Genomic DNA, 19,912 nt, shown 5'->3' with positions numbered 1-19,912 from the left:
ATATGAAGACAATATATAAAAGTTTGATGACTATCGCTTTTGCCGGACTATGTCTCGCTTCATGCGACAAGGAATTAAAAGAAGACACAGCAATGGAAGTTGGTGTGGTGACAGACAGCAATGTCAGCTTCGATGGCAAAACTGTGACTGTAAAGAAAGGAAGTCCGGTAACGTTCAGCTTCGATGGCGACCCTGATTTTATAACATTCTTCAGTGGAGAAATTGACCATGAATATAAATTCCGCAATCGGACAGAGATGCAAATAGAGGATATCGAAAAATGTGAAATTAATTTCGATATGGTTGCCCAATATGATGCACCGCCTAAAAATACACCACAGACTGCATTAGATATTTTCATTTCCGACAATTTTCCGGGAATGGCCAAGAATAATTTCGAAGCAGATAAGCTACTTGTAGAAGGGTTTGACTGGACATATTTAATACCAACAGAAGAATTGCCGGTGAAAGTAGAAAGCAATACTAAATCCTATTCATACACTAAAGACTTAGCTTCTTATCTTGGAAAGCAAATCACCATTGCTTTCCATTACAAAGGCGGTCAGGATGGTGCTGTTAGACAACCTAAATTTTCCTTTAACAATATACGCATAGAACTGGCTTTTAATAATAAATCAGAAACTGTCTATGCAAAAAATCTAGGTTTCACACCACTAAACATTGTAAATAATGAAAGTGACCAGCAATCGGACAAAGTTAAAGACAGAGAGTATGGAGCAGTTGATGGCGGTGTCCCCGGATTCTGGAAAACAAATTTACCGACGGAAATAATAGTATCCAGCTCTGCGGCCGGAGCTACACTAAAAAATAGTTGGCTAATCTCTGAACCGCTCTTACTCAATGGTTCCTGCAATCCTGACGCTGGTGTAGCGATTAAGAATATCTCGCAATCGTTGGAGATATACTCACATACCTATGAAGAGGCCGGTACATATACCGCTACCTTCGTAGCCAACAATGCAAACTACGTCCATCAAGGTGGTCAAGTAGTACGTGAACTGACTATAAACGTTGTAGAATAAAAATATATCCCCCAATTTTTCTAACCTTCAATCATAGAAAACGTTTATAAAAATCAGACTTTAATCAATTTAACATCAGAAAGAGAGGGACCGCGAGGTTCCTCTCTTTTACTTTTTCTGTATCTTTGCACAAAAATAAAAACAATGCCAAAGACTCTTCCTATTCATTTTGCCCCATTACAAGGTTACACCGAAGTGTTTTACCGTAATGCTCATGCTGCCTGCTTCGGAGGTATAGATACTTATTATACCCCATTTGTACGACTCGAAAAAGGCGGATTCCGCCATAGAGATGTGCGAGGAATCGAACCCGAGAATAATCAGGTAGCCCATCTGATTCCCCAACTGATAGCCCCTTCTTTTGAGAAAGCAGAAAAAATCTTATCCCTATTCATTGAAAAGGGATATAAGGAAGTCGACATCAATATGGGATGTCCTTTTCCCATGCTGGCTAAACGTCACAATGGTTCCGGCATTCTTCCTTATCCCGAAGAAGTTCAGGCGTTACTTAGCCTGATTACAGAATACCCGCAAATAGGTTTCTCCATCAAAATGAGGTTGGGCTGGGAAGATCCGGAAGAATGTCTGAAACTAGCTCCGATTATCAATGAGCTACCCTTGCGACAAGTGGTTATGCATCCCCGCTTGGGAAAACAGCAATATAAAGGAGAAGTTGACCTTACAGCGTTTGAAGCTTTTCAAAATGTCTGCAAACATCCACTGATCTATAATGGAGATATCAATAGCGTAGAAGATATTCGCCGTATTCAGGAACAATTTCCCGGATTAGCCGGAATTATGATAGGACGGGGATTGCTTGCCAACCCGGCATTAGCTTTGGAGTATAGACAAAACCGTGCACTCGAGTTCGATGAAATGAGAGAAAAATTGCAATCTATGCACAAATGCGTATACAATCAATATGCAGAACAGTTGGAAGGAGGAGACGAACAACTTCTGAACAAAATGAAAACTTTCTGGGAATATTTAATGCCGCAAGCAGACAGAAAATTACTGAAAGCAATTCATAAAAGCACAAGTCTCAACAAATATAATCAGGCAATCCTTGCCTTTTTTAATCAACGATGAACTGATAACCAGTAATTTTACGTAATTTTGCGCCCGTTTACAAACATGCACATTATGAAAAAATACATTCTAATCTTTCTTTGTCTGATAACCGTATCAGGCAGTTTCGCACAAATGCAGGATTTCAAGTTCAAATTCTATGGACAGATTCGTACTGACTTCTATTATAATAGTCGTGCTAACGAAGAAACCGTAGACGGATTGTTTTATATGTATCCAAAAGACAAAGTGCGTGATCCGGAGGGGAACGATTTGAACTCAACACCCAACAGTAACTTCTATACTTTATATTCGCGCCTTGGAGTAGACGTTGCCGGTCCAAAACTGGGAACAGCCAAGACATCTGCCAAAGTAGAAGTCGACTTCCGCGGCACAGGCACTTCTTATTCGGTCATTCGCCTTCGTCATGCTTATTTGAATCTGGATTGGGGAAAATCAGCTTTATTACTCGGGCAGAACTGGCATCCGCTATTCGGAGATGTGTCTCCGCAGATTCTTAATCTCTCTGTAGGAGCACCGTTCCAACCATTCAGCCGTGCGCCACAAATTCGTTATCGCTATACAAACAAGAATTTCCAACTTACCGGAGCCGCAGTGTGGCAATCACAATATACTTCACAAGGACCGGAAGGGAAAACGCATAACTATCTGAAGCAAAGCTGTATTCCCGAAATTTATGTCGGAGCTGATTATAAGAGTGGCGGTTTACTGGCTGGCGTAGGCATTGAATTGTTATCGCTGAAGCCACGTACAGAATCCATTATAAATAAATATGAAGAATACTGGACTTCCGGTGGAACAATATTAAAGCTGCCCACTACATATACATATAAGGTAGACGAACGCATCACAACTCTTTCATATGAAGCTCATGTGAAATACAACAACAAAGACTGGTTCATCGCTGCGAAGAGTGTATTAGGCTCCAATCTGACACAAGCTTCCGGTTTGGGTGGATTCGGGATCAAGTCTGTCAACGAACAAACGGGAGAACAAGAATATACTCCGATACGTTTCTCCAGTTCTTGGTTCAACGTTGTCTACGGACAGAAATGGAAGCCGGGAATCTTCGTAGGCTATGCCAAGAATCTGGGAACAAGTGATGCACTCTATGCTCCCAAAGGAAATGATGCAAAACTTTATGGAACAGGAACAGACCTTAACCAATTAGTTACGGCAGGAGCAGAACTGACCTACAATGTCCCCCACTGGAAATTCGGGTTGGAATATACATTAAGCTCTGCATGGTATGGTTCGCTCAATACGTCCAATGGGAAAATTCAAGATACCCATGCCGTATGTAACAACCGTATTGTTGCCGTTGCCATGTTTATGTTCTAACCTCTCTATACAATTATTTTAATTATATATCTGTCACCTGTCACCGATTACTGCTTAACGGTTTGATTATTAACAATTAACACCGTGACAGCAATAGGTGACAGCAGTGTGACAACAATAATGCTGTCACCAGAAACAGATAAGCTACATTTCACAACGCGGAGGTATTCACTCCGGAAGCTCCAGGCAATCCTATTTATTTCATGAATGCATTACCTTTGTTTCTCGTGGGGAAACTTTTAGTTTCAAGGCTTGAAACCAAAAGTTTTGTACCGGGAAACTAAAGTTTCAGCATTGGGAAACTGTAGTTTCAGCACCGAGAAACAATAGTTTCAACGGCATGGAAACTATGGTTTCTCCAAGAGAAACTACTGTTCCCCTATCAAGGAAAGCAAATGATCTCCTGTTGTCTGACTTTTATCTCCTTAACTCCACTTCAAAGCTAGCACCATCTTTACAACTGAACTGCAAAACTGTTTGCTTCTTATCAGAAGAAATCACCTTACAAAACGGAGTTTCTTCTACATTCCATTGCCCTTTTATCGTTACAGTCACAGGTATTTCACTACTGGCATTTTCAATCCATGGCCGTGAATAGATACTACGTTCGATGCGTTTCCCATCTTTATCAAACGCTTCATCGCTTGGACCGCGATACAAAGCCAAATCCGGTTGTGCCACCGTCAACTTAATCTTATCAGCAGATTCTTTATGAGTCATAACCAGACAGGAAGTATCCACACGTTGTAATAAACCACCCGGCAATGTCGTTTCAGGAGTTTCAAACAACACATAAGAAATGATCTGTTCGGAGACGGACTCTACAATATGTGCATTCCGATCTTGCTGTAATACCTTATAAGCAGGCTTCTTTGCAAATTTCTTCATCAGAGCTTCATTCGTCTGCGGCAGAACAGCGTATTCATAACTTCCGTTTTTCGGCGCCTTTCCATGATCTACAACCAAAGAAACCCAATCACCCTTTGTTTCCTTTCCTGTATTTTGCATTCGCGAGTATTGAGGAAAGTTCTTCTCAAACCGGATGGGAGTTGGAACATAATAACCCGTTCCCAAATGATCCATCCATACTTTCTTATCTCCTTGATAATTTTTCCAATAATCATGCCCTGCTTTATCAGTAACTGCCAATTGGAAGATAGTCGTTTCTGTCGGGAACTCCGTATTTGTATTTTCGATATCCGAACCAAGACAAACAATCATTCCATCGATGAAATGGTAAGATTTACGTGCCCGATGTGATCCGTTGTACTTATCATGCTCATGTAACTTCATTCCGAAATTACCATTCATCTTCTGTTGAGACAAACCACCGGCAAAAGCCTCGTCGGAGTAAAGCATCTCTTCCATTCCAGAGTAACTATCTACATTGAGCACCTTAGCCTGCAATTGCTCCAATGGCAGATGAATAGATGTCACTCCCGGAATACGGTTCCAGTCAAAACCTTCCTGCTGCCAGCCGCTAGTGGCGGGAGTTACTGTCTGTCCCGGTGCAGCAGTCAATATTTGCAAACTGCCGTGTGCCAGGTAGCGACCGTATAGATTTGCTCCCAGATAATGCTCTGCCGCCCATAGATAACGGGAATGTCCACGTGCCACAGCCGACCAATTGCTACGACGTTGAACAGAGACGCAACCATATCCCATCGCTATATTTCCTTGCGGGTCCGGTTCCGGACGGAAACCTTTCTCCACAAGACGTTTTGCCACCTTGCGTTCTTCAGCATTTGAAACCTTAGGCATATATTCGGGAGAGTCATTTTCAATACTTGGGTCTGAAATCAGACGGAGGTAAGAAGAAGCCATTTCACTATCATATTCCTCCTTTCCATCGGGAGAACCAGCTAGAGCCATCATAGCAAAATGCATAGGAACCAGTTTACCTTTTCCATCCGGATGACGACCGGACATGGAAAGAGGGAAGTTCAGCTTATTGCAATAGAAACGCATGGTCAACAGCACATTTTTCACTGTTTCATGAGCTAACTCGGAAACAGCAAATTCCGTCCGGCTGAAAAGATAAATCATATTGGTTGCTCCATCGAGTCCGCCCACAGCATAAGCCGGATAGTTATTTCGATGATGGAAAGCACCCCCGTCTACTTTAAACGAACCGGATAATCCCAATGCAGGACGGCAACCAAAATCAATCCAACGGGAGAAAGACCGGAGATATTGTAGTTTTTCCGGTGTATCTTCCATCATTAAAATGCTGGCAATGCGTCCGGTGGTCTGTGTATTGAAAGAGTCCATATCAATTCCATTGACTTCCGGTTTAGGGTATACTTCGTTAGTAATCGCATACCAGCGTAATGTCCGTTCGGCTTCCTGAAGTTTTCCAGTTTCCCTAAGCACATCTTTCATCAGAAAATATGCCAGGTACAGACCGCGAACACTATAGCCATAATGATGGATATTTCCCCAACAACTACCATAAGCTACCCCCTGATCGGTTATGTGATCGTACATTGCTAAGAACTTCTTCTTCATTTCTTCCCGAATCACCGGATTTGCCGCATTATTATATGCAACGGCAATTCTTTTCATCAGGTCGAAATAAGCACGCATTTCCACTCCCTGTTTAGTTAGCATATCTTTATCCCAGTTCGGTATGATCCGTTCATAAGCTTCTGAAGCACGTACCATGTAAATAGGTACTCCCGATACTTGGCCGTTCTTGTAAGTTATCTGATAGAAATCATATTTCTTGCGGATGGTTTCTACTTCTTTATCTGTCGTTTTCCCTTTCGTGTAGATCATATCACGAAAACGCTTTTCCAACAGTTGCATTTCTGCTCTTTGCTTATCGTCTACAGGAGTCAATTCAATATCCGGTTTCAAAAGCGAGTGTTGATAGACAACCAGCCAATGGTTGGTGGTCCCGGCATTGACAAAAGGGACTTGCAGATCGGCCGTCTGTTGACGTGCATCAACCTTAGTAGCCGTAATCAAATGATCGATGAAAAGGCTTCCTTTTGAGTTTGGAGCAATAATCCGGAGTTCATTCATGCCTTCTTCCGGTGTGCCTTGCATATCACGTTCATAACAAACCCATGCGGCGCGCCAACCACTGAAATTAATACCAAAAGGGAAAGACGTGCATCGTTTGCCGTCTTTCAGAAACTGAAACTCAATGGTCGCATCTTGGGGAACTTCATTATAAACCCACACAATAAAAGCCGAAAGATATAAATCCTTGCCGGTCGGATCTTTCTTCTCAAACTTCAGGTCTTTCTTGAGTTCCAATATTCCACCCGGTTCAAATGTCCATTCCAATGAATGTTTTCCATCTTTATAATGCAGATCAGATACCGACAGGCGGGAATGGGTAGCGGTGATACAATCCGGTATTTGCGGTTCTTCAAAAGAAAACATCCGTTCATCTGTTACAACTTGCGCATGAAGGAATGTTGAGCACAAAAGAGAAAACAGAGTTGTCACTCCAAATTTAGTAAAAGGTTGTTTCATCATGGAAATATAGTCTTATTAGGTTTTCAATATATAAGTCAAAGTATAGTCGCTTTAAAATCTGTAAAGAGTACGTGATTCTGCAAAAGACGTAAACCAAAGTGTCCGTCACCTTCACCACCCGCAAGGGTATAGCGGAACAACTCTTCATCATTCACAGAATAAGTTGTGATTCCCTTTTCCACTCGAATCCGAATCTCATACCACTGATTGGGGACGAGTAAATGAGAGATATCGGTATATTCTTTCAATAAAGGTTTCACCTTGTCATCTGCCACTCCGTAATATTCTCCTTTGTATCGACGGAAACGGGTCGTTGAGTTATCATTTCCTCCGTATCCAACGTAGAAAAGGTTTAATGTATTGTAGTTTTTAAAGATGCCGTCACGCCACTGACTACGGGCAAAAAGATCATCAGGGTATTTAGGATCATTGGCAGCCCAGAAGCAGTTCAGATCACTCAAGCGGTCATACTTTCCACCTTGCATCACCATACAAATACAATAACTTATTTCATAATCGCCCGTCAATCGTTGCCGATACCACATAGTCAGTCCGTCCGGAACTATCAATTCTAATGTATCTGCACGTTCTATTATCTGCAAAGCATGGGATGCATCTTCTATTTTCCATTGCTGCACAAAGGAAGCTTTGTGTTGTGCCAAAAGCACCACACTATTTAAGAGAAAAAAAGTAATCAAACTGTAGCCTATAAAAAATCGCTTCGTCATTACGGTATTAGTTTAAAGATTATTCTTCCGAATACAAAGAAACCCCTCTTTTCGAAAAAAGAGGGGTTCAAATTGTACAAAATATCTCAAATAACGTATTGACTGATAATTTGCATTACCAATATCTTATAGTTTTTTCATCAACAAAGTTCTCATACCATTTCTGGTTTGAAGCACCCTTACTATCTACCCATTTAGTAAAATCAGGATATGCTTCTCTAAATGGTACACGTTCATAAGCATGACGTGTGCCAACCGGAAGTTTAACTCCCCAAGTGGAACCTTTGGTATTTGAATAATAAACATTTGCATCCAGTGTAGTGTCACCCGCAACCAATGCTTCATATTCTGCTTTGTAAGCAGAAGTCGGTGCATAACCCCTCATGTGTATTTCTTTACCACCGTTCACCTTAATAAAGAAATTCTGTCTATTAGTATCTAAAATCAACTCTCTAAATGCTGCAAGCTGAGCATCTCTTTCAGCTCCAGTTAATCCTTCTTTACCAATCAGTCTAACTTCAGCACGCAACATAGGTAGTCCTTCTCTTACTTTTCCTTGTGTTACCTGAAACATATCCTGATTATTATCCATCAAAGAAGTTAAACCATCCAGTGTAATAACAGTTCCTTCCGCTTGTGCTTTATCCACTGTCAATATTGCGAAACGCGGTTCTTTGCGAGTATCATTACTCCAATTCCAATTTTTATTTTCAACTTTCACTATATTTTTTGTAGAAAGTTCCTCTTTAGCTAAGTCTGTCATTGTTCCCTGACCACCTTTTAGTACAAGGCTTGCAGTAATCCGATCAACATACTCGCTTTTCAAACCATCCAGTACAACACCTAACACAGTCGGGTATATACCACCTACAGCACGAACATCCAAAGTCAACAACAATTCTTCTTTACCTCCTACAGTCTCCATCATCTGTTGACTATGACATTCAGTCACCTTCAAGTCATACTCGAATACAACATCGTTGAAATCTTCATCATACCATGAATCCAGTTGAATAGGCCAACCATCTTCGAACATCACCACACCTGTGTTATGATAGAAAAGATAGCCTTGGTCCGTTTCATTTGTCGGCTGCACTGCATCTTCAGGAAGCGCAAGAGTTACCGATGCCAGACGGTTTGTTTCAAAATTGAAACCAGTACTCTGATCTACACCACGACTAACAGGAGACAAAGCAAATTCTTTTGTAGCTTCTGTTCCCGAAACTGTATTGTATTTCATATACACTTTCTCGCAAGCAGCAGGAACATTCAACGTAAGAGTACGGGAATCTTTCACTAATACATCTCCCACAAGCAGGCTCGCTTCAGAACCACTTTTATCGGAATATACATTCACAAGTGCAGAAGCATTTACCGGGTCAACAGTTCCCGAACCATCGTTACCTTTTTCCAACTCATTATCAGAGCAGGAAGTAGTAACCAACATTGTCCCCATAAGGACATACACCAAACTTTTAATTTTCATCTTAATTTAATTTTTAAATTTATTGTTTGTTTTTGTTTCGCATGAGAACCTGGCTTATCACACTTATTTCCAGGCTCCATTTGTTAACTTATCAAAAATATATTTAACTCCTAATAGCTTTTTGCTTGCCTTTATTTGTAATTTCAATCCTTTCCATCGAGAATAATCACAAGAGCTAAAATAGGGCTCAAAAGGCCTGTTCATGAACACTGGATAATATATACAAGTTATTTCGTATATTTGCATTAGACAGAACATTCAATACAACAAATATAGAGCTTTTATTCCGAATATACAAGTTCTATATATAAATATATCAAGGGAAATGGATCAAGTACTGTATGGTATAGATTACATAGAATATTATTTCTATTGGATATATTACAAGTTTATTGGCTATCCTTTAATCATAAGAATATGCTCAATTGCTGTAATGTTTTGTATTATTGCGTACTTATTTCTCCTATTCCATATTATATATGGTATATTTAAAAGGCGAAAAGAGAAGCGGAAATACAATAAAGCATTTGATAAGTATTATGAAGAAATGAAATCTATCTCACTAGATTCCAACACATTGAGTGAAGAAGAGATAGCTGACAGATTAGAATATGATACGAAAAAGCGCCCGAAACCTAACGAGTTACGCATTATCACTCAACTGTTAACAGAAATCAAGAGTGTGCATGAAGATGAGATCAATGAACTAAATTATCAAACGATTCAAACCGTATTCCAAATCACACGTTTCCTTGAACGCGAACTTCAATTCGGTTCCAAAAGATCAAAGATACAAGCTCTGAAACTTATTCAGTCCATCAATGGCTATGCCTCTGAAGCGGTATTGGTGCGTTTCCTCTATCATCGTGAACTAGAACTAAGAAACTCGGCACGCTATACTTATATGTGGTTAAGCCAGGGTGACCCGTTCCGCTTCTTCGACGAAGACATCGGCATGAAGTTAAGGCAATGGGACATGATGGAGTTACACGCTATCTTGGAGCACCGTAAGAAAGTGGGATATAACACACCCACCTTTATTAAATGGGTGAATACTTCAGCTGAAGAAAACGTTAAGATATTCTTTATCAACGAAATCCGGCTATATAATGAAACCGAAAGTGCCCCAATTCTCGCGAAGCAACTCAATGCCCGTTCTGTGGAAATACGAGGTGAAGCGATCAAGACTTTAGGTAAACTAAAATACAAAGAGGTTGAACCTAAGCTGATTGAAATGTATAATGTACAACCGGAAGAAGTCAAACGACAAATCATTTCGGCTATTGCGGATCTAAAGACCGATAAGGCTTTAGGATTTCTTTACAATGCTTATGATGAAGCAGATAACTGGGGAACCAAGAGAGTCATACTCAAAGCCCTCTATGAGTATAGTGCAATGGGAAGGAAAACATTCGATCAATTGGAAAGAAAAGCAGATTCCCACACAGCTATATTGTTTGCCCACACCAAGCATCCGTTAATCAACCAGTAAAACTAGAGAACATGAGAGATATAATATTTACATTCTTCAATTATTTCGTATTCTTTTATACGAGCATGCTGGCGATATTCTTCGTCACATTCGCCTTCCTCTCTTTCATTTCTCTAAAACGGAGAAAGGATTACTATGTGGAAAGCTATATGCGGAAAACAATCAAGGAATCCCCCTATACACCGGGCATTTCGGTAATTGCTCCTGCCTTCAATGAAGAAAAGACAATCATTGATAATGTGAACTCCATGCTTGCATTGGAATATCCGCTTTTCGAGGTGGTTATTGTAAATGATGGAAGTACGGACAGTACATTGGAAAAGATGACCGAATATTATGAACTGGTAGAAGTGCCCTATGCTTATATCGAGCGAATCAAAACCAGACCGTTCCGAAGACTCCTCAAATCCTCCAACCCGAAATACAGCCGACTCATCGTTGTAGACAAAGAAAATGGAGGAACCAAAGCGGATGCATCCAATGCGGGTATCAACGTTGCTTCTCATCCTTATTTTATCTGCACGGATGTGGATTGCATTTTGGAAAAGTATGCTCTTTATCGTTGTATCTCGCCCATTATATCTTCAGAAAAACAAGTAATTGCAGTCAGCGGAACGATGTTGATGGCTAACGGATGCGTCGTGAAAGACGGACAAATCATAGACGTTAGAACTCCCCGTACACCGATTCCACTTTTCCAGAATCTGGAATACATGCGTTCCTATCTGATTGGTAAGATGGGATGGTCCGCAATCAATGGTATGCCGAATGTTTCCGGTGGATTCGGTCTTTTCGACCGTTCGGTAGCGATTGCAGCCGGAGGATACGATGCCCCCTCTTTTGCCGAAGACATGGACCTCATCACCCGCATGGTAGGATATATGTGCGACTTCTCCCGTCCTTATAAGATCGTACAGATTCCTGATACTTGTTGTTGGACGGAAGGACCTCCCAACCTGGCAATGCTTTACCGGCAACGTACCCGTTGGGCACGGGGATTGTTCCAGACACTTAATATCCATCGTAAGATGATTTTCAAAAAGACGTATAAGCAGATGGGACTGTTAACTCTGCCTTATATGTTCGTTTTTGAGTTTCTGGCGCCAATCATCGAGCTCGTCGGTTTGATAGTATTTATCTATCTGGCCTTTACAGGAGCAGTCAACTGGAACACGGCATGGATGATTTACCTGACGATCTATACGTTCTGCCAGTTCCTTTCCATCGTTGTTATTACCTACGACTACTATGTCGGGATGCTATATAAAAGAGGATATGAATACCTGTGGATTATCATTGCGTCCATATTGGAGCCCATCTTCTATCATCCCATCATCACTTTCTGTTCATTGAGAGGATACCTCAGTTATCTGACCAATAGAGACTTCAAGTGGAAGAACATGGAACGGAAAGGATTCAAGCAGAAAGAAGAAAGTGCAGACGGTACTGATATAACGGCAATGAAGCCCGAACCTGCTACGATTTAAACAAGAAAGATTAAAGACAAGATAGAATGAACAGAGAATTTCTCCATAAGATCACCATATTAGGTTGTCTGTTTTTACTGATAACCTCTTCCTCCGGGACCGACAACGGATTCCAGACACCGGAGCAATATGCCCAGATTGTACAGGAGCATTTTGCGAACGAGGAATGGGAAGCAGGGAAAGAGCTGTTGGAGGAGGGCCTTCAGAAATACCCGAATGTTTCTGACCTTGAATGGCTCATGGGAAAATACTGGTTCCACGAAAAGAACTATGACCAGTCGCGTTATCATCTTGTCAAAGCGATAGATGACAATTACAACAACGTCAATGCCAAACATCTGCTGGTAGACGTAGAAGATATCACCGAGAATTATTCCAGTGCTATTTGTTACGTTAATGAGTTGCTGGAAGTGAATCCGTATTGGAGAGGTTTATGGCGAAGAAAGATTGAACTGTACCGCAAGCAGAACAACGATGTGGAAGCAGACCGTCTGTTGAAACGAATCAATCAGATTTACCCGAACGATACGATTCTAAGGAAGGATTATATCTACAGCATGGAGGTAGGCTACCAGCAAATGAAAAAAGGTGGTAACCGAAAAGAGGCTATCGAAAAGCTGACGGAGCTCATCAAAGTATCTCCTCAAAACGAAGAATATTATCTGGACATCATTAACCTGCATTTACAGGAAGGAAACCGGGAAGCTGCTCTAGGCTGGTCATCCAACGGTTTGGCTGCCATACCGGGAAGCGGTGCGCTTATCGTCAAAAGGGCGAGTATCCTCAGTGAATTGGCACGTTATCCGGAAGCTCTGGCGTTTATACGCGAGCAAATGCGAAGAAACAACAGCCCTGCCATACGGCGTATGTATAACGACCTGTTAATGGAGGCTGCCCGAGCAGAGAAGCAGCGGGATCCTTATGTATTATATGGCATGGCCTACGAAGGAGGTAATAAGAACAAGGAAGCATTAGACTACCTGCTGAACACTTCCGTCACCCGGGGATATACCGATGATGCACTCTTCTATATCAGAGAAGCTAAAAAACAATATGGCAATAATGATAAAGGAATTCTTTATAAAGAATATATGCTTTATCGCCAGATGAATGAGGATGATCTTGCCTATTCAACGCTGAAAAAGATGTATGAGATGTATCCTGATGATTATGATATTACGCTTGCCATGAGCGCACAACACATGAAGAAAGCTGAAAAACTGATGGAACTCGGTCTGTACGCAGAAGCATTGCCGCACGTATTGTTCGTTTCTCAAAAACATGTAGACGACAATGAAGTGAACGGTGCCGCATGGGAAAAAGCCTTGAGTTGCTATATCAATATGAAACGTTACAATGAAGCACTTGCAACATTGGACACCATCACTCTTCACTTCCCTGATTACGAAAACGGCACGTTAAAAAGGGCATTTATTCTCGATAAAATGGATAAAACCGAAGAGGCTTTGCAACTGTATCTATCTGCCATCGAGCAGAGTGATGAGGATATGCGTATTTTCTATGTTATCGGATACGAGGAACTGGCAGTGCCCTACATCAAGAAATGTATGGAAGCCGGAGCTACGAAGAAAGCATACGAGGAATCTGTTAAGCTAATTAGCCTGAATCCATCGAGCGATCTCGGATTACGGTATGCCATCAATTCGTCCGGTTTACTCGGAAAATACGATGAATTCGAGAAATATACAGCACAAGGAATCAATTATTATCCTGAAGAACCATTCTATCAGGCAAAAAGAGCTACCGTGCTTGAACGTGACAAGAGATACGAAGCTTCTTTGGAATTCCTGAAGCCGATACTCAATAAATACCCGAGCAACAAAGAGATTATAGGCGCATTCTCACAGAGCAGTGAATACCGTGCCCTGCAACTGACAAAGGCCAAAGAACCGGAAAAGGCTCTCGCTGTTCTTGATACAGCTTTGCTTTATGACAGTCAGAACAAATCATTGAAGTACACCAAGGGAGTGGTATATGAAGCCAACCGTCAAGCGGATTCAGCCTATTATTACCAAAAGTACTACGAGCCATCCATCATGGAATATCGCTCTTTCCAACGACATTTATCGGGTCTTAGAAGCATGATGCTCAAGAATGAGATTGCCTTGACCTATCTTCGTGCACGCTACGGAGAAGAAGATATCATTACCTCTGTTGCAACAGCCGAATATACCCGAAAAGGCCAGAAGAACAGCTATACGGGACGTCTCAACTATGCAGGACGAAGTGGCTCGGCAAGCGACAGCATGGAAGCGGAAGAGCAGACACCGGGAGGAGTCGGCATTCAGGTACAAGGTGAGTGGACGCATCACTTCTCACCGAAGTGGAGTCTCACGGCCAATGCAGCCTTTGCGACCAAATACTTCCCGGACATAACGGCTGATGTCGCTTTACGGCATTATCTCAAGAATGATTGGGAAATAGGCGCGCATGTGGGTTATAGACGGGTAGCCGCCTACACGAAGCGTTATGAATGGAACGATGAATTCTTTGCAGGCGGTACCGGAGACAATGGCTATCTGTTTACGGGTTGGAATGAGTCAAAGACTAACCTACTCACTGTAGGCGGAGAATTAGCCAAGACCATTGAAGTCGTTCGTCTCAACACGAAGATAGATATGCACTTCTTCAACTCCAACTTCTATTACAATGCTCAGATTGGCGCCAAGTATTTCCCGGCTAATGACGGAAAGACAAATATCAACGCCATGGCAAGCATCGGATCGGCACCGGAAACGGCCGTACTGGACTATGCGCTGCCCGGCTCTTTCTCTCACACCAATACCATGGTGGGATTGGGAGGCCAGTATATGGTCAGTCCTAACATTACCATAGGCTTGATGGGTACCTGGAACACCTATTATAACCAAACCAATACGGTGCGAGGGACAAGTCCGTCCAACCAGATAGAATCCATATCGACACGCTATAAAAACTTATATAACATCTATGCACAAGTTTATATTTCATTCTGATACGCTTGGCCCTGTATTGGCAGGAATGATATGTATTTGCTGCCTTTTATCCGGCTGCCGTATGCAGGCACGCACGGAGATGTTCCCATCTAAAGAAGGGTATCTCGTCACCATTGGTGAGGATCCGACCGACAGAGACACCCGGTGGGCGAAATACCTGTACGAGCATCTCAAGAAGCGTGCAAACGACGATGAAATGGTAGCTTTTGGCGTTTCCGAAATGGATATGTGGCGCATCATCATACAAATAGACCCAACATTAGAAAGAGGATTCAAAGTAGCCTGCAAAGGTTCTGACATAAGGTTGACAGCAAGTGACGACAAACAAATGCTTTGGCTACAATACCAACTAATCAAGAAAATCAGCAAAGAAGACCCGCGCATAGACGGTTCGGATCTTCCTCCCGCCCTTATCAATCTCAATGATACTTGCGGAACCTTTGCATTTGACTATCAAAGCATTTATTCCCCATACGGCCTGAACGCCGATCATACAGGCGTTATCGGCCTGAATAACTTCGACGACAGCTGGGGAATATGGGGACACAACCTGCGGAAAGTATTGGGGAAAGAAGCGGAAAAAGTATACGCCACCATTCATGGAAAAACAGATGACTCACAACTATGTTTCTCTTCCGAGGACATGTACCGCCAGATAGAAAGTTATATTGTAGATAACTTCGGTGAAAAGGGGAATTCCCGTTTTGTAATAGCCCCGGATGATGCTCCGTATGCCTGCACGTGCACCACCTGCACCGCACTGGGAAACACAGAGAAGAATGCCACTCCGGCCGTTACGGAACTTATCATCCGCCTTTCACAACGTTTTCCCAAGCATTTTTTCTTTACGACTTCTTATCTGACCACACAACAGGTCACCGACAAACAACTCCCCTCCAACACCGGAGTAATCGTCAGCGCCATCGACTACCCACTTCGCCGGACAGACGGCAAGGATGAGCAAGACAAGAAATTTGCCGACCAACTCGACAACTGGAAGAAAGTGACGAATAACATCTATATATGGGACTATATCAACAACTTTGACGACTACCTCACTCCTTTTCCCATATTAAAGATAGCCCAACAAAGACTCCAATTCTTCAAACAACATGGAGCCAGCGGTATATTCTTCAACGGAAGCGGATATAGCTATTCTTCTTTCGATGAAATGAGGACTTTTGTATTATCCTCCCTCCTTATCAACCCGGAACTCCCGGTCGATGACTTAATCAGAAGTTACTTTAATCAGGAATATCCGGCATCAAAAAAATGGCTGTACGATTACTACACTGAATTGGAGAACAACGCCCAATCCGGAAAACGACTCGGACTTTATGCCGGTATCAGAGAATCAGAAAAAGCATTCCTCTATCCGGATCAATTCATCAAATTCTATGATGAAATGGGAGATTTTGTTTCCGAAGCAAAAGGAAAAGAGCGTAAAAAGCTGCACGAACTTCAGACCGCTTTGTCTTTCACACGCCTGGAATTAGGACGTGACCACGGCTTTGATGCTTACGGATATGCCAAACGAAATGGAAAAGAGATCCAATCGGTTCCCCAAGCCCGGAAATGGATCACCCAGCTCAAAGAGCATCAAGCATTTGCCGGAATGGAATATTATAATGAGTCAGCTTATGAGATTGACTATTATATAAAGGAATGGGAACAATATATACTTGCTTCCGACATAAAGAAAAGTTTGTTTCTGGGAATGAATCCTTCCACAACCCCTAAACTAAATAAAAATGATTCAAAGAAACTGACCGACGGCACTCACGGTTTACCCGGAGACTATCATTGCGGTTGGGTTATCATTCCGGGAGAAGAATGTACCATCAACCTGCCGGTGAAAGGTATCAACGCATCAGGAACATTCTATATCAGTTTCCTGAATCTTCCCCGGCATCGCATCTATGCTCCACAGCAAATTCAACTGTTGAAAGACGGAATAGCTTATAAAACAATAGACCTGAAACCGGAAGACGCCCCGGAAAAAGGGGAAATGATAAAAGCCACCGTTTCGGCAGACCTGAACGGAGCAGAACAATTAAGCATCAAAATCAGTTGTTTAAAGAAACCGGGAACGCAAATGGGCATCGATGAAATTGCATTCATCCCCTAAACGCTGGAAAAGTGACATAACAAAAAAATAAATGGCAACTATGAATAAATCTATATTCTATATTTTCCTACTGACGGCACTTCCACTCTGCTTAACAGGGTGCAGGAAGGAAGTACGTCCCACAAGTATGACGATAAAGGACTCGATCAGGCACTATTACCCCATCAAGCAAGGTCAGCAGCTCGATATCATGTTTACTATCACCAATACAGGAGATGCTCCGTTAATCATTTCAGAAATGCAACCTTCCTGTGGCTGTATCATTCTGGATAAAAGTTCGCATATCATCATTCCCGAAGACGGAATCAGACAATTCAAGGCAACCTACAATAGTATTAAGAATGTAGGCGAGGTGGTTCACCGCATCCGGATTTTCGGCAATATGCTCCCCGACGGAAGAGCCGAACTTAAATTTGATGTCAACGTAGTCCCCGATGCAGACTATACACGTGATTATGAAGAACTCTATCAAGAGTTCAACACCAAAAATGGTATTGTCAGAGAGATGGTGGATGGAAAAGAATCTGAACTGGGATATTATGTCGGAGAACCGTAATCAATATCATGTATTAAGTATCAAGTATTAAGTATTAACATCAAATGACTGGCTAATACTTGATACTTAATACTTATTTCTCCTTTCTAAGGATGTATTTCTTTGAATGCGGCATTTTCTTCTTTCACATTCTGAATAGTCTGCTTTAACTCTCCAATCGGCAAGTCATATCCATACCAACCTGTATAACAATCTACCACATACCATTTCCCGTCCGACTGCAACTCGAACTCGACACGCAAATCAACCTCGGATTCTTCATAGCCTGCCTCAAAGATTTTATGCTTCGGTTCATTCAACGTAAACTTGGAAACATAAATACCTCCCTCTTCCTGGGTGATACGTTCTTCCTTCATTGTTTCGCTATCCAGCAACGGCCACTTTTCCCGAGTGAAAGGGAATGTTTTCTCGGTTTCTCCGTCATCTGCCAACAAAGTGATCGGAGTCTTTAATGGGAACTTGATACGAGTATACTGGAAGGCTGCACTGGAAGTAAATTTATCCAAAAAGGATTTGAAATCTTCACCGTCTTGTGTAGTCAGTTCACTATCGGCTTTTGCCTTGGAACTATTACCGCAGGAGATAAACGAAACACCTGCGAGCAGCATCATAGCCAGCAAGCAGCATACAAACTTTTTAGCTCTCATAACACTATATAAATTAAGAGTTTAATTGACGGCGCAAAGATAATGACAAGTTTGGCATCTTGGTTATTTTAAGAACTAAATATTTGTATGTTTCAAATATTCATAACCGAAGCGGCAGTACAGACATTTCCGCTTATCACAATACTCTTTTTGTAACTGTATCAGTGCCTGACTATCCGCCGCACTGACTACCGGAAGCCCGGCATCGCTCCACGAACGAATGATGTGATTACTCTCCGCCTTCAATTCTTCCAGAAAGCGTGCGGCACGTTCACACATTCGTTCATCCGCCTTGTGCAAACCGTAAGTATAAAGAAAAGGAACCACCGTATTAATGATAATCAAATCCTTGGAACGCTCTCCCATCGTCTTTTCCTTTTGTGAAGACAGTCGCCCGAATAAATAATGATTCTCCCAATAGGAAGACGTACGTGTATCCAGTAAAGCTCTCACATCCGTCAGAGTATCCGCTTCCAGTAAACGTGAAAACAGTTTATCTCCTTTCTGATAGAGATAGGCCAACTGCGCCAGGCGAATATGAGGAAAGTTTTCCGGACGAAGCCGGAGAAAACGCCATAATGTAGCATCCATCCCCTGCCCGATTTCAAATTTTCGCTGCAAATAACGAAACTCTTTGCAAAGACGAAGACTATACTCGTCTTCCTGTTCCTTTTTCAGAAATGCCTCTTCCAACAACCCTGCCAAACCATAGAAAAAAGCTTCTATCTGAAATAAATCATTCCGGTGCTTATCCATCGCACGAAATGGCAACAATCCCGCCCACGTTTCAAAAGCATCTCCGTTCAAGCCGAAACCGAAATTACGGGCAAGGGTGATAAAGAAAGCATCTTCCCAATTACTGTTGCAAAGTTCGAGACGCTGCATGATTAACTGTGCTTTCTGTTCCAAACGTTCTGTTTGCAAAGCAGTCAGCCAGGAATGGATAGTAAGTTTGGGAAGAGAGGCAAGGATGGGATAGCAAGCCGGATAATGATCGGCTACGCAAAGTTCATGATAATGGGATTGCACATTTTCCGGACAAGTCAGCAATAGTTGTGGTATCTGTTCACCGTTGGTACGGGTTATTTCCGTATCCACCTCGCTCACCACATGGAGAATTACCGAATCGTAGGCTTTGTCGCAATCATGCCCGTGGCGAAACCAATCGGAAGAATGTGTATGTATTTCTATATTCCCTACCCATAAGGCGCCATCAATCTTTAGTTTCGCGTTAAAAAAGTCGGGACCGGCATTCGGGTTTTGCAGCCCGGAATCAATCACTTCTACCGGTAAGCCGTTGGTGGTTTGCAGTACTTTCAGAGGAAATAATTTATGTTTCCACACGTAGTGGAGAAGATGTTCCATGTTAACAAGACGTTAATGTGCGCTGCAAATGTAATAAAAATCTTATCTTTGCGATTATTATTTTG

At 42.1% G+C, this 19,912-nt stretch carries 13 protein-coding genes; 8 read left to right on the top strand and 5 right to left on the bottom strand.

The genetic code is table 11. From position 1 onward, the window contains the following. The first annotated feature begins 2 nt into the window (after positions 1 to 2). The 3 genes from H8796_RS06530 (at position 3) to H8796_RS06520 (ending at position 3,473) form a co-directional block, all read left to right on the top strand. Positions 3 to 1,043: a DUF5017 domain-containing protein gene (locus H8796_RS06530; protein ID WP_187343952.1), complete on the top strand. Its 1,041-nt coding sequence runs from the start codon at positions 3 to 5 to the stop codon at positions 1,041 to 1,043. Between the two features lie 144 nt (positions 1,044 to 1,187). After that, positions 1,188 to 2,132 (top strand): tRNA-dihydrouridine synthase family protein, encoded by a 945-nt coding sequence (locus tag H8796_RS06525; protein ID WP_117936433.1) that lies wholly within the window; start codon positions 1,188 to 1,190, stop codon positions 2,130 to 2,132. A gap of 54 nt (positions 2,133 to 2,186) precedes the next feature. Continuing rightward, the gene (locus tag H8796_RS06520; RefSeq protein WP_117936521.1) at positions 2,187 to 3,473 is read left to right on the top strand and encodes a DcaP family trimeric outer membrane transporter; all 1,287 of its coding nucleotides are present in this window, start codon (positions 2,187 to 2,189) and stop codon (positions 3,471 to 3,473) included. A gap of 417 nt (positions 3,474 to 3,890) precedes the next feature. On the opposite strand, the gene H8796_RS06515 is transcribed toward H8796_RS06520, so the two are convergent. The 3 genes from H8796_RS06515 to H8796_RS06505 form a co-directional block, all read right to left on the bottom strand. Further along, complete coding sequence (locus H8796_RS06515; RefSeq protein ID WP_117936431.1) at positions 3,891 to 6,962, bottom strand: chondroitinase family polysaccharide lyase; 3,072 nt, start codon at positions 6,960 to 6,962, stop codon at positions 3,891 to 3,893. A 35-nt stretch (positions 6,963 to 6,997) separates the two neighbouring features. Then, positions 6,998 to 7,690, bottom strand: a complete 693-nt coding sequence (locus H8796_RS06510; protein ID WP_117936429.1) for a DUF6250 domain-containing protein — start codon at positions 7,688 to 7,690, stop codon at positions 6,998 to 7,000. Between the two features lie 115 nt (positions 7,691 to 7,805). Beyond that, positions 7,806 to 9,176 carry an LruC domain-containing protein gene (locus tag H8796_RS06505; RefSeq protein ID WP_115485242.1) on the bottom strand — a complete coding sequence of 457 codons (1,371 nt, stop codon included), beginning with the start codon at positions 9,174 to 9,176 and terminating at the stop codon, positions 7,806 to 7,808. 325 nt (positions 9,177 to 9,501) lie between these two features. Here H8796_RS06505 and H8796_RS06500 point away from each other — a divergent pair, with 325 nt between their 5' ends. The 5 genes from H8796_RS06500 to H8796_RS06480 are packed head-to-tail and all read left to right on the top strand — an operon-like array spanning position 9,502 to position 17,835. Continuing rightward, entirely contained in the window at positions 9,502 to 10,668 is a 1,167-nt protein-coding gene (locus tag H8796_RS06500; RefSeq protein WP_008649008.1) for a HEAT repeat domain-containing protein, read from the top strand. Positions 10,669 to 10,679: 11 nt separating this feature from the next. Continuing rightward, positions 10,680 to 12,155, top strand: coding sequence for a glycosyltransferase family 2 protein (locus tag H8796_RS06495; protein ID WP_004298138.1), 1,476 nt, complete (start codon positions 10,680 to 10,682; stop codon positions 12,153 to 12,155). A gap of 26 nt (positions 12,156 to 12,181) precedes the next feature. Next, the gene (locus tag H8796_RS06490) at positions 12,182 to 15,151 is read left to right on the top strand and encodes a hypothetical protein (RefSeq protein ID WP_117936427.1); all 2,970 of its coding nucleotides are present in this window, start codon (positions 12,182 to 12,184) and stop codon (positions 15,149 to 15,151) included. Further along, positions 15,126 to 17,279 carry a DUF4838 domain-containing protein gene (locus tag H8796_RS06485; RefSeq protein WP_117936425.1) on the top strand — a complete coding sequence of 718 codons (2,154 nt, stop codon included), beginning with the start codon at positions 15,126 to 15,128 and terminating at the stop codon, positions 17,277 to 17,279. The genes H8796_RS06490 and H8796_RS06485 overlap by 26 nt, the downstream gene beginning before the upstream one ends. Before the next feature lie 40 nt (positions 17,280 to 17,319). Further along, positions 17,320 to 17,835, top strand: a complete 516-nt coding sequence (locus tag H8796_RS06480) for a DUF1573 domain-containing protein (protein ID WP_081353364.1) — start codon at positions 17,320 to 17,322, stop codon at positions 17,833 to 17,835. An 86-nt stretch (positions 17,836 to 17,921) separates the two neighbouring features. Here the strand turns inward: H8796_RS06480 and H8796_RS06475 are convergent, their stop codons facing one another. Both H8796_RS06475 and H8796_RS06470 read right to left on the bottom strand, forming a co-directional pair. Continuing rightward, positions 17,922 to 18,482, bottom strand: a complete 561-nt coding sequence (locus tag H8796_RS06475) for a hypothetical protein (protein ID WP_004313843.1) — start codon at positions 18,480 to 18,482, stop codon at positions 17,922 to 17,924. Positions 18,483 to 18,557: 75 nt separating this feature from the next. Beyond that, positions 18,558 to 19,847, bottom strand: coding sequence for a DUF2851 family protein (locus H8796_RS06470; RefSeq protein ID WP_117936423.1), 1,290 nt, complete (start codon positions 19,845 to 19,847; stop codon positions 18,558 to 18,560). Positions 19,848 to 19,912: the final 65 nt, after the last annotated feature.

It is taken from the genome of Bacteroides sp. M10 (assembly GCF_014334015.1).
In the GTDB taxonomy this organism is placed as follows: domain Bacteria; phylum Bacteroidota; class Bacteroidia; order Bacteroidales; family Bacteroidaceae; genus Bacteroides; species Bacteroides intestinigallinarum.
Note: the sequence above shows the minus strand (reverse complement) of the source record. Positions and strands in the feature narration are given on the sequence as shown.

Coding starts and splice junctions, on each gene's coding strand:
- H8796_RS06490 (WP_117936427.1), top strand. CDS start 12,182: ATGAACAGAGAATTTCTCCATAAGATCACCATATTAGGTTGTCTGTTT.
- H8796_RS06530 (WP_187343952.1), top strand. CDS start 3: ATGAAGACAATATATAAAAGTTTGATGACTATCGCTTTTGCCGGACTA.
- H8796_RS06495 (WP_004298138.1), top strand. CDS start 10,680: ATGAGAGATATAATATTTACATTCTTCAATTATTTCGTATTCTTTTAT.
- H8796_RS06525 (WP_117936433.1), top strand. CDS start 1,188: ATGCCAAAGACTCTTCCTATTCATTTTGCCCCATTACAAGGTTACACC.
- H8796_RS06515 (WP_117936431.1), bottom strand. CDS start 6,962: ATGATGAAACAACCTTTTACTAAATTTGGAGTGACAACTCTGTTTTCT.
- H8796_RS06520 (WP_117936521.1), top strand. CDS start 2,187: ATGAAAAAATACATTCTAATCTTTCTTTGTCTGATAACCGTATCAGGC.
- H8796_RS06510 (WP_117936429.1), bottom strand. CDS start 7,690: ATGACGAAGCGATTTTTTATAGGCTACAGTTTGATTACTTTTTTTCTC.
- H8796_RS06470 (WP_117936423.1), bottom strand. CDS start 19,847: ATGGAACATCTTCTCCACTACGTGTGGAAACATAAATTATTTCCTCTG.
- H8796_RS06480 (WP_081353364.1), top strand. CDS start 17,320: ATGAATAAATCTATATTCTATATTTTCCTACTGACGGCACTTCCACTC.
- H8796_RS06485 (WP_117936425.1), top strand. CDS start 15,126: ATGCACAAGTTTATATTTCATTCTGATACGCTTGGCCCTGTATTGGCA.
- H8796_RS06505 (WP_115485242.1), bottom strand. CDS start 9,176: ATGAAAATTAAAAGTTTGGTGTATGTCCTTATGGGGACAATGTTGGTT.
- H8796_RS06500 (WP_008649008.1), top strand. CDS start 9,502: ATGGATCAAGTACTGTATGGTATAGATTACATAGAATATTATTTCTAT.
- H8796_RS06475 (WP_004313843.1), bottom strand. CDS start 18,482: ATGAGAGCTAAAAAGTTTGTATGCTGCTTGCTGGCTATGATGCTGCTC.